We start from the raw sequence: 10,569 nt of genomic DNA on the forward strand, positions 1-10,569 counted from the left end.
TAACGCACCATAGTTGATCGACCTTCCTCACCCAGCCGTAGTAGAAGTATTGACGGATTTTATCCATTTTCATCCTCTGTGGTGCAGCGCTGGTCTTGCGCTGCATGAACGACTAATGGGCAGATTAGATTTATTTTTGTTAAAATGGCCCGGTTTCGGGTTCCAGGGCTATTTAACATATGCCAAGCGGTATACTGTTCAGCATAAGGATTGAGAGCTGACATTCCATCAACTGGAATAATGACATTGTATCCCCGGAATGCAGCACTAGTGGCTGTATGAAGGACTGCGCCATTAGCGGCATAACCGGTAATCAGAACGGTTTTAATGCCATGCTCATGCAATATTTGTTCTAAATCAGTTTTGTAGAACTTATCAACGTTTGATTTCACAACAGGATCACTTGGCAAGGGGGCAATCTGCGCGGCAATATCCGAGAGGCTTCCCGTACGTGTAAGGCTATAGACGACTAGCATGCCCCATTCACGACTTCTCACCAATAGTTGATTAATTGTAGAGATGGAGGCAATACAGCGAGGATTATTGCATATAGAGGTCTCCATATCCAAAACTAGGAGTGCACTTGTTTTGGGGTCCACTGAAACGGATTGCAGCTGAGGGGGAGGAGGAGCAGGAACAGCGTTCCATTCATCTATGATAGTTGAATCCTTTCTTCCAGCGTAATAGTTCACACGAAGCCAGTGACTACATGGCGTGCAGTATTCACGCCAAACACCGTACTGGGGACAACAATAGATCATCCTAATCCACCTCTGGGCCGCTAATTTGATAATAGATTATGTACGCAGATAGGAAAAGGTGAGGCGGGAACCGATTTAAGTATAGTCATGCCCATTCCAATAATCCTTAAATGATATTGCCGATAGCTCTGTCTGTAGCGTTCCCGTAATAAAGGTTCGTCGCTCAACTAAAGGTCGGGATAGTTTCATGGTTTCCGAGGAAAATATTCCAGGCTTACAATTGTTTTGGAATAGACTAAGGAAAAATCGACAATTAAACATAGTGGGACATCTGTCGTTCATATGCTTTCTTAAGGTATTAACCGTGAGGAGGTCTCCACTCATATGCCCGTAATAGTAAAACTTCAAAAATTCGTCGATAAACTGCCGATTCCCAAAACCATTTCCCCGATAAAACGAGACAAGAAAGGTTCGTATTATGAAGTGACCATGAGGGAATTTACCCAAAAACTACATCGTGATCTAGGGCCTACCCGCTTATGGGGTTATAACGGAATGTACCCGGGCCCAACTTTCGACGTGATAAAGGATGAAACGACATATGTCAAATGGATGAATGATCTGCCCAAAAAGCATTTTCTACCCATCGATACGACCATTCATGGTGCAGAAAAAACACTTCCACAGGTTAGGACTGTGGTTCATTTACACGGTGGAAAACAACATGATCATAGTGATGGATACCCTGATGCTTGGTTTACAAGAAATTTTGAACAAACAGGACCTATGTTTCAAAGAAAAGTATGCGAGTATCCCAACCTTGAAGCCACTACGTTATTTTATCATGACCACACCATGGGTATTACTAGATTGAACAATTATGCGGGACTTGGAGGTTTTTTTATCATTCGTGATAAGCATGAACAATCCCTGAATCTACCGGTGGGAAAATATGAAATCCCTCTTATGATTCAGGATCGCTCGTTTAACCCGGATGGTTCGCTCTTTTACCCTGCTACTCCTGATAAAAAAAATCATCGTCTTCCTTATCCTTCAATCGTCACACCTTTTGACGCAGATTACATTTTGGTAAACGGCAAAGTATCCCCCTATCTTGAAGTAGAACCGAGAAAATACCGATTTCGCATGTTAAATTACTGTAATAGTCGAGCCATGACATTCAAACTGGACTCTGGACAGCCATTTTATCAAATTGGAACCGATCGCGGATTATTGGAGAAACCAGTGAAAATGAATGAGATCCTCCTTCTAACGACCGAACGTGCGGATGTGATCGTTGATTTTTCTCGATCCTTTGGCAAGACGATCATTCTTAAAAATGTCTTCAAGGGTGCCTCCCCCGAAACAACCGATGTGATACAGTTTAGAGTAACCACTCCGTTAAAAGGCAAAGATACCAGTTCGCTTCCGGATCAATTAACGAAAATTGATTTCCTTTCTAGAGAGATGTCAACAAGAACAAGAGATCTCACACTCATTAGGGTGGAGGATGAATATGGAAGATCGCTTAATTTAATTGACAGTAAAATGTGGAATGATCCTATATCCGAGAAAATGGACTTAGGAACTGTTGAGATATGGCGGTTAATAAATCTGTCAACTGATGACCACCCCATACATCTACATGTCGTTGACATGCAAATTCTAGAGCGCCAGCCTTTTGACGTTGCTCAATTCCAAGCCACAGGAGAACTTAAGTTTACAGGGCCTGTAGTTCCTCCTGAACCTAACGAAAGGGGGTTTAAGGATACCATTCGTGCTCCCGCTGGTTACGTTACCTCTTTTATCGCGAGATTCGATCCTTTCGCTGGACTTTTTGTATGGCATTGTCATATGCTCGAACATGAAGATTACGATATGATGCGACCATTTGAAATCGTGAAGAAAAAAAATAGATTTAAAAATATATTAATGAGAATGTTTAACGGGAAACGATAGCACCATGACACAGGCTGCCGGCATAACGTGAACTGAATAGCTCTCGGGATCCAAGTCCCACGGGCAGAAACGTTCGATCCCCGGCTACCGCTATCTTACGACCAAAAGAAATAAGAGGTCGACCAGAAGGTTCTGGTGACCTCATAATACGAAAGGGCAGGATAGTTAAGCGTTCACCAGAATATTTGAAAAATGATTGAATAGAAGCATGTGGACCAATCAGAATCAAAGAACAGCTAAACCTTGCGATCCAAAGTACGGAAAGTTGGTCGATGTGGCAACCTGCAATCTGACTAGGCTACCATCATCCTTGATATTAAATACTGAGACTGTGCCCTGATTCCCGTTAAGGGTGTAAAAATTGCGTCCATCTTTACTCACTCCAGCATCTATTGGTATACCAGTAGGTGCGCCAACTGGTGTACTTGTAATATGCCCGAGAACCGTTAGCGCTCCACTGTCATCTATACGGTAAGTGGATATTGTGCCACTTAAGGTATTGGTGGTATATGCAAAACGTTCATTCCTCGTAGTTGCAACCCAGCATGCTGTCTTCTGGCCGTTCGGTACGGAGCCACTGATAACATTAAGCAGCCCGTTGTCACTCATTGAATATGATGACAGCGCACTAGAAGCTACTTCCGTTACTAAAAGGATTCCTGAGGATAGGAAACAAGAGCCTAACGGTCTCGTACCGTTAGAATCGTTAATGATTGGTCCTGTAACAGTACCATTTTTATTAACATGGAATACACTGAGACGGTCTGTAGTTAACTCAGTTACAACGATTTTAATGCCATCTGGAGTGAATAAAACCTGCGCAGGCTGAGCATTGATCGTACTTAGAGAATGGGTGGACCCCGGAATATAAGTAAGACGTCCGTTATCCTCTATGCGAAAACCAGTGATATTGGATGCAAAATTATTGGCGGCATTACCCACATTTGAAACATAAAGAAGATTACCGAATACATTTACGCTATTTGGCTGAGCACCTTCCGATTATTGATGTCGGCATTTTATGAAATTCCTCCCTAGAGTAGTTCTAGTTCTTTGCTCCGCCTTAGATTATGCAATCGTTTAATATTATTCATCTGAGCCTAGAACAATGCCCCGCAGTAAGTCTGTGGGGGTACATAATGCTTTCCCAGGTTTGTGTTGAAAAACCGACCAGGAGGAGTGGTGGAATCAGTATGTACTGGACTCATTGTGGTTTACGAGACGGTGTCTCCAACGATCCAGCAGGAAGCGAGTGTTTACTTCTACGCCAGGGACCGTGGCCTCAGTGTCATGTCCGTTAAACGAATTAATCATTAAGATAAACATTCCTGTATAGCCTAAGAAATGGGCTTTGTCAAAAAGGGAGCGCCTCGGTATGATGGGTTTGTCGAAGGGTAGATACGCAACACATTACTACTTCACATCTTGTTGTGGGCATTGATAGCGTTCGTACTGAAAGATGGCGAATCTGTTGCCGACGAGTTATCGCCCCAAACGAGACAAGGTTTCGAGCAACTCATACGCGTGATTAAGCTCTAACGAGGAACTATAGCTCAATGTAGCGAGGAAATAGAAAAAATGATCTTATTGGGATTATTAATTAAAAAGCGAGTAGCCTAGATTACATTTTCTAGGCTACTCGTTCAACTAGGTTAATATAAAATTACCATACCATACGAGAAATAATGACGAGAAGGATGAAAAGAACCAAGATCGTAGCAGTAGAAGTATGAAGACCTAAGAAGCTCATACTTTCTCCCCCTTTCTATCAAGATATATCATAATATGAAACTATTTTATAAGGTGCTTGGACATTTGAATTAATAGAAGTTACCTGAGTAAACGACGTTACCTATGGAGGAATGGAGCTGTCTCCATAGATCGGGAAAATTATATTGAGATTGCGAATCTATCTTTCTGGCAATTTTGCAGAATGAATACGCATCATCCCATTTGAAATCACTAGGTTTGTATGATTTCTCTCCAAGGGCTTTCAATCAACAGAATAACGCTAGTTTCCTTGAAGAAGAACAAACCCTAACCAGCGACAATGTCTCTGATTATGTACCAAGTTTAAATGGTATTCCCAAAAATCAAGTTTGAGGTGCTCGTTGAATCGTACAATGTATTTAAAAAGGAAAAAGATCTCCATAATCAGGAGATCTTTTTTACTTTGCGGTGTTTTCTTCTTGTCTTGGTTTTATGGCGAATGAAGGAAGAAGTATACGTTAGAATGCAGCGTTGGGTCATTCCGCTAATGGATAACATTTACTGCTAATTGCAAAGTGGTATGTGCTCAGGACAAATGCGCCATTATTTTTCATATTCTATGTGCTACTACTTATTATTCGTAACCTTGGTAATTAAGGAGCATCAGATGACGATATTATGGGGTTGGCATACTGATCCTTCACGTCTTATAGAAACGGATGCGGATGCGGATTGAGTTGACCGGCCGTCAGCGGCTCTTTCGCATATCCAAGCTCCACCGGCACCCTAAGCGCTCTCTTCAGCCCCGTCAAGCGTTGCAAGTGATGTCCGAACGTCATTGGCAGCATTCCCGGAATCAGAACTTTTACGCAATGCAGCCCGTTTCGCAGCGTTTCCAGCGACGACTGATCCACCACGATCACGTCGAGGTTCAAGCGGCGAAACACCTCGATCGTGTCCTTCAGATCATGAGTCAGATCCGCATGACTTGCCTTACTCTTAAACTCCTCGTCAAACGTTCTGAGCGGACGCTGTCCGTCCAGCAAAAATTGCAGCCGTTCCTCTGCTTGCGGCAAACCGTACAGCATGACATGATCCTCCATTTGCCTTACGAGAAACGGATCGTCAAGCATTTGCATAAAATGTTCCTGGCCCGCCTCAAATTTCTCTTGCAGGAAGATCAGCCTGCCGGCCAATTCGTGAATGGCGCTTTTCGCGGCCCGTACTGGATCCAAATGAGCTCCCGCCGCACAGATAAGATTCATCTTCCCGGGGCTGATGCTTTTCGCGAGCGTCCAAATGCTCGGAATCCCATTCTCCATCGTCATGTTAAACAAATGTACATCGTATCCGGCAACTGCGCGCAGCCTTTCGACCATGAGGCGCAGTTCCAGATCGTTAGCGGAATAGGGGTCCAGGCGCGGGATAGGCAACTGCGCGTACCAAGTCATCAGGAACGAGTCGCGCTCCGCCACTTCCAAAATTCCGTACAAGACGGCTTCCTCCAAGCTTCCGCCTAACGCACACCCGTTGGAGCCTTCCTGGACAAAGCCGCCACCGAATCCCGAGCTGTAATAAGCGAGACTCTCCGGAACAAGGATCGGACACTTCCGCACTAGCGAATAGCCCCATAACCAATCGATCGGGAGGTCGGGATCAAACGGTTCGAACGTGAAATCAGGCTGCGCGTACTGTTCCTTCGAATATAACCCAACCTTGGAGGGGTCGAGCGCATGATCCGCAACACGGTTGAAGCTGTCGTGGATTACGGTCCGTTTGCCGCGGGGGGTTATACCGCAGTGTCGCTCCAATCCTTCCAAGATCGCGGTCAATTCGCTTTCCGCATAAGAAAAGCTGCGGCCTCCCGTTACCTCATCTCCCATCAGAAACAACGGCAGATTGACCCCCACCCCGGCAAACGGCGACACGAGGTCAAGCATCTTGGCATTAAAAACGCCGGTCCGGGAATCCATATAGTCTTTGGCCAAATGTTGTTTCAAGTCGTCTATCGGACGGCAGCGGTAACTGTCGGCGCTTATCTTCGGTCTCGGCTTGAGCGAAATGTTGGCCGCCGCCGATGAATCGTCGGGCAAGCGGCCGCACACCTCACAAAGCGGGTCAGGCAGAATGAAATGGAGCGAGCTATTCAGAGTCTTCAGGTTAACGATATACATATGCTCTTCCGTATGGGCTCGGCTGCCCCGCAGCACTCGCTGCGTCTCGGCAATCAGCAAGTGAGCTGCATGCCAAAGTCCTGCAGGCGAAGATCTTACGGTATGTTGTATGTCCCCAGGCGACGCCGTGAAACGCCGGTTATCCGCACACTGGGAGCATCCCGGCACACCCGGACGAACCAAAGGTCCGACTATGACCTCATCCATTGAAATAAAGCCCCGCAGCCACGGGATGCCGGTCTGCTGCAGCGCCTCTTCAGCCTCGAAGTATCCGGAGGAAGGCCAGTCATCGTGCAGTACCACAACCAATTTCGCAGCCTTCGGTATGTCTGAAGTGAAATCTGTCTGTCGAACGACCTGATAACAGTCCAATAGCTTTCCGCATACGAAGTCGGCCAATAAACCTTCTCCGACAACTGATATGATAGCATTCAAGCAGATCACCTCATCTCGCAGCAATGTGCCCCACTCGTTTCGGCGGGTTTCTCCGCTAATCTCCCCGAGGCTGAAGAGAAGGAACTGCCGGTCGGTAGCCCCTATGATTGTTATCATGGTTTGCTTCCCGATCTTTTCGGATTCCAAAAAATGAGTCTCATAGCTTCACACTTAAACTCCCACAATAAAGGCATACCAACTGACTTCTCGGATATCGCCAGTAATCCATGAATCTTGGGAGCAGGAAATAAGGTATCTTTAATCTCTTCAAACAGACGTAGTTGCTCTTGTTTTGTTAGGTCGGTGGAGATGATTTCATTATATATTAGTGATGACTAGTATATGCACGTATTGGACTAGGTGCTTACAATTTTTCAATAATAACCCCAAAGCGGATTTAACATATTGATCATCAAAAAAGGAAAGTACAGTTTTATTCTGTACTTTCCTTTTTTGGTAAACCGATAATATCTAAAGAGAACAATAATAATGAATTTTCAGAGCTGTGGATGTTCCATTCAAAAAGCTCCCTAAGTGTTGACATACAGCGACCCGGAAACATCTCGGATAGCTCAAAGGATTCTTTTTCCTTCATAAGGGAGTAGACCTCCGTATTCAAGGATCGCCTTCAAGCGGAGGCTCTGGTAATTTATGGACTGGAAAAGTGGCATTTTTGTAGGTAAACGACTGTTTTTATGCATAGGTGGACAGGTATCCAATCGATGGTACCTGCACAGGAGTATATTGTATAGCAATGTATCTATGGTGGCAGAAGGAGGTGGACGTTCGTGACATCCCAAATTCGGAAAGAGGACGTTCGTAAAATGGTCGGTAAACAAATTATGGCACTGAAAAAAGACGGAACAAGCGTATCAGGCAAATTGGTCAGAATTAGCGGAAACACATTGATTGTAGCTCCACAAAAAGGTAAAAAAGTACAGGTTAAAGCGATCATCCCATTGGTATTGTTTGATCTCTTAGCCATCGGTACTGAACCTTTTGCTTTCGGTGGTTTTGGCGGGTTCCCGTTTGGCGGCGGCTTTGGCGGCTTCGGTGGTCCAGGATTCTGGTGGTAAAATGAAATAAGGGGGCTGCACCGAAAGATTTATTTCGGCGCAGCCCTTTTTTTATTGAAGTTTTTATATATGGTTAGGCTCCTCGAGTATGCTTCGTTTGACATGAGGGACAAATAGCTGTACATAAGATTACTTGTGAAGAGTTGGGGCAGATCGGGAATTACGGAGGAGGAATAAAATGACAAATTTGAACCGGAACCAGGCGTATAGAACTGCAGAAATGTTGTATCGTAATGGCTTTGTTCAAGATGTGAGCCAAGACACTCCACATCTCGGTCATTTCTGCGCTGCTTGTATCCGGAATGCCCAAGTTTCACGTACTAGTCTCTGGCTCAGAGCCGACTGATCGGCAACGGATGCTAGAACTGGCGGCTCATGCCCGTAAAACGGACCCCGAGGTGACAATAGAGGAAGTTACCCTGGAGAAGGAAGGGGTTAGTAGTTGGCGGGAGGCTGTGAGGCCGTTTGATTCAATTTTGTTTGTGTCACAGGAGGGTGATATCGAGGAACTGCGGGTTCTTCACGCGGTTTGCAGGGAGGAGAAGAAGGTGTTTCTTCCAGCAGTGTGTCTGTTGCAGGTGGGTCTGGCGGGTCCGCTAGTGCATCCGGACTTTGAGGGATGCTGGGAGTCAGCGTTTCGCAGCATTCACGAATCTGCGATTTATAAAGCCCCTCAGCTGCACACCTTTTCTTCCACAGCGGGAGCGATGTTAGCGAATGTGATCGTGTTTGATTTATTGAAAAAGATTACGGGAGCGAACGATGCGGAACAAAGTAATCAATTCTTCCTGCTTGATCTGGAGACATTGGAAGGAAAATGGCATTCGTTCATGCCCCATCCGCTTGTGACCGGACGTAACGCAGCTGAATGGATTCACGATTTCGATCTGCAGCTCGAACGGAGATCAAGCAAAAGTGAGAACGGATTGCTTCCTTACTTCAGCCGGTTGACATCGGCTGAATCAGGGATTTTCCATATTTGGGAGGAGGGAGATTTAAAGCAGCTACCGCTCTCTCAGTGTCGCGTTCAGGCAGTCGATCCGCTAACGGAAGGGCCGGCTGGGCTTCTGCTAGACATTATTTGTTCAGATTTGACGCATGAGGGAGCGAGGCGGGAAGCGGGGCTGGCCGGGATTGAAGCGTATGTGTCGCGAATGGCCTGCCTGCTCGTTTCGACGCTTCCATCCTATCAGGAATCTGTGTGCAACAGGATAGACCAGCAGGAATTTATCGGCGTTGGAGCGGGAGAAACGGTTGCGGAAGGCATTGGCCGAGGTACTGGGGAAGCGACAGGCATGTCAGTTGCCTTCTGTCTTTCTTGTCTACAATAGAGAATAAACACTGCCAGTTTTATTTGCAGGCGCTGACGACGATGAAGGGAGCACCAATGATTGGTTTAGGAGAGGAAGTATCCGGATTCCCTATGATGTGGGTCGGTACAAGTGATCGTTGGTATGGCGGTGTAGGCTTGAATGTGACCCTGGCGTTGCGGGATGCTTTGCAACAGGCTTTGTTGGAGGGGCACAATACCAATCGGCTTGCCTCACATCGAAAGTGTTGGTGGTATTGTCCGTGCGTCTAGCAGAACAGTTGCCGCTAATCTTTGAGATCCCTTCATGTGAAGTGATGTTAAAATCGGATGTTCTGCTGTCCGCCTTGCAGGTCTTGGAACGGAACCGTAAGCGACTCTTGGTTTAAATAGTGATTGTTTTGACGTATGAACCAAATTAAGTGTTGGAATAACTGGCATTCGTAAAAAAAATTCGGATGGTCCCTGCAGGTGAGTGACAGCAACTCCACAGCCACTCATGCTCATCTCATATTTCACCCTTCATTTACCATAAAAAAGTCACCCTGAGATTAAGATTAAGGGTGACTTTTTTATGATAAGAACAACGAAAAAAACGGCCCGTATTTTATTTCGCGGCTGTTTTTTCTCGTTGTTCTTTGGGTTGGATTAAGGCATTACCATACAAAAGCTGATGTGATGATAACCAAAAGAATAAAAAGAACCAAAATAGCTGCTGAGCTTGAACCGTAACCTGCACAACTTGCACCATAACCTACTGCTCCCATGTTTACTCATTCCCCTCTGGTGATTTGTCACTACGGTATAAAATATGTTCGTTAAATAGTAATTGCTTGGACGTATGAACCAAATTGAGTGTTGGAATAGCCGGCATTCGTAAAAAAGAATTCGGATGGTCCTTCAGGTGAATGACGGCAGCTATGTTGGTGTTTGTGAATTTGTACCACTGGAAACCCGATCTGCATTTTTCAAAATAGCCGAGCAGAGATTAAGATTAAGGGTGACTTTTTTTATAATAAGAACAACGAAAAAAAAACGGCCCGTATTTTATTTCGCGGCCGTTTTTGTAGTTGTTTTTTGGGTTGGATTAAGGAATTACCATACAAAAGCTGATGTGATGATAACCAAAAGAATAAAAAGAACCAAAATAGCTGCTGCGCTTGAACCGTAACCTGCACAACTTGCACCATAACCTACTGCTCCCA

11 protein-coding genes and 1 pseudogene are annotated in these 10,569 nt (G+C 45.3%); 5 read left to right on the plus strand and 7 right to left on the minus strand.

Annotated elements, in window-relative coordinates:
- Positions 1 to 59: 59 nt before the first annotated feature.
- Positions 60 to 761 carry a cysteine hydrolase family protein gene (locus tag AC58UU_RS39620; protein WP_497322995.1) on the minus strand — a complete coding sequence of 234 codons (702 nt, stop codon included), beginning with the start codon at positions 759 to 761 and terminating at the stop codon, positions 60 to 62.
- Between the two features lie 324 nt (positions 762 to 1,085).
- Between AC58UU_RS39620 and AC58UU_RS39625 the strand changes: the two genes are divergently transcribed.
- A complete protein-coding gene (locus tag AC58UU_RS39625; RefSeq protein ID WP_497322996.1) occupies positions 1,086 to 2,660 on the plus strand; it encodes a multicopper oxidase family protein in 1,575 nt (524 codons plus the stop codon).
- 225 nt (positions 2,661 to 2,885) lie between these two features.
- Here the strand turns inward: AC58UU_RS39625 and AC58UU_RS39630 are convergent.
- Positions 2,886 to 3,662 (minus strand): annotated as a pseudogene (locus AC58UU_RS39630) (lactonase family protein); the annotation flags it as partial.
- A gap of 180 nt (positions 3,663 to 3,842) precedes the next feature.
- Here AC58UU_RS39630 and AC58UU_RS39635 point away from each other — a divergent pair.
- Positions 3,843 to 3,977, plus strand: a complete 135-nt coding sequence (locus AC58UU_RS39635; RefSeq protein WP_497322997.1) for a hypothetical protein — start codon at positions 3,843 to 3,845, stop codon at positions 3,975 to 3,977.
- 346 nt (positions 3,978 to 4,323) lie between these two features.
- Here the strand turns inward: AC58UU_RS39635 and AC58UU_RS39640 are convergent, their stop codons facing one another.
- From AC58UU_RS39640 to AC58UU_RS39650, 3 genes are all read right to left on the minus strand, one after another.
- Positions 4,324 to 4,410 (minus strand): YjcZ family sporulation protein, encoded by an 87-nt coding sequence (locus AC58UU_RS39640; RefSeq protein WP_497323001.1) that lies wholly within the window; start codon positions 4,408 to 4,410, stop codon positions 4,324 to 4,326.
- Positions 4,411 to 5,077: 667 nt separating this feature from the next.
- Positions 5,078 to 6,979, minus strand: coding sequence for a TOMM precursor leader peptide-binding protein (locus AC58UU_RS39645; RefSeq protein WP_497323002.1), 1,902 nt, complete (start codon positions 6,977 to 6,979; stop codon positions 5,078 to 5,080).
- Positions 6,980 to 7,412: 433 nt separating this feature from the next.
- The gene (locus AC58UU_RS39650; RefSeq protein WP_497322998.1) at positions 7,413 to 7,574 is read right to left on the minus strand and encodes a hypothetical protein; all 162 of its coding nucleotides are present in this window, start codon (positions 7,572 to 7,574) and stop codon (positions 7,413 to 7,415) included.
- 229 nt (positions 7,575 to 7,803) lie between these two features.
- On the opposite strand from AC58UU_RS39650, the gene AC58UU_RS39655 reads away from it, so the two are divergent.
- The 3 genes from AC58UU_RS39655 to AC58UU_RS39665 all read left to right on the plus strand — a co-directional run bounded on the left by AC58UU_RS39655 (position 7,804) and on the right by AC58UU_RS39665 (position 9,637).
- Entirely contained in the window at positions 7,804 to 8,055 is a 252-nt protein-coding gene (locus AC58UU_RS39655; protein WP_497323003.1) for a hypothetical protein, read from the plus strand.
- Positions 8,056 to 8,357: 302 nt separating this feature from the next.
- Positions 8,358 to 9,386, plus strand: coding sequence for a hypothetical protein (locus AC58UU_RS39660; RefSeq protein WP_497322999.1), 1,029 nt, complete (start codon positions 8,358 to 8,360; stop codon positions 9,384 to 9,386).
- A complete protein-coding gene (locus AC58UU_RS39665) occupies positions 9,374 to 9,637 on the plus strand; it encodes a hypothetical protein (protein ID WP_497323000.1) in 264 nt (87 codons plus the stop codon). The genes AC58UU_RS39660 and AC58UU_RS39665 overlap by 13 nt, the downstream gene beginning before the upstream one ends.
- Before the next feature lie 383 nt (positions 9,638 to 10,020).
- On the opposite strand, the gene AC58UU_RS39670 is transcribed toward AC58UU_RS39665, so the two are convergent.
- Complete coding sequence (locus tag AC58UU_RS39670; RefSeq protein WP_238166370.1) at positions 10,021 to 10,131, minus strand: YjcZ family sporulation protein; 111 nt, start codon at positions 10,129 to 10,131, stop codon at positions 10,021 to 10,023.
- 328 nt (positions 10,132 to 10,459) lie between these two features.
- Positions 10,460 to 10,569: YjcZ family sporulation protein (locus tag AC58UU_RS39675; protein WP_497323004.1), on the minus strand; the 110-nt coding region annotated here is incomplete at its 5' end.

This window comes from Paenibacillus sp. JT22N1 (assembly GCF_059692155.1).

What these genes read in the sequence shown, in the direction of transcription:
- AC58UU_RS39620 (WP_497322995.1), bottom strand. Translation starts at nt 761, where the DNA reads ATGATCTATTGTTGTCCCCAGTACGGTGTTTGGCGTGAATACTGCACG.
- AC58UU_RS39625 (WP_497322996.1), top strand. Translation starts at nt 1,086, where the DNA reads ATGCCCGTAATAGTAAAACTTCAAAAATTCGTCGATAAACTGCCGATT.
- AC58UU_RS39640 (WP_497323001.1), bottom strand. Translation starts at nt 4,410, where the DNA reads ATGAGCTTCTTAGGTCTTCATACTTCTACTGCTACGATCTTGGTTCTT.
- AC58UU_RS39650 (WP_497322998.1), bottom strand. Translation starts at nt 7,574, where the DNA reads ATGAAGGAAAAAGAATCCTTTGAGCTATCCGAGATGTTTCCGGGTCGC.
- AC58UU_RS39655 (WP_497323003.1), top strand. Translation starts at nt 7,804, where the DNA reads ATGGTCGGTAAACAAATTATGGCACTGAAAAAAGACGGAACAAGCGTA.
- AC58UU_RS39660 (WP_497322999.1), top strand. Translation starts at nt 8,358, where the DNA reads ATGCCCAAGTTTCACGTACTAGTCTCTGGCTCAGAGCCGACTGATCGG.
- AC58UU_RS39670 (WP_238166370.1), bottom strand. Translation starts at nt 10,131, where the DNA reads ATGGGAGCAGTAGGTTATGGTGCAAGTTGTGCAGGTTACGGTTCAAGC.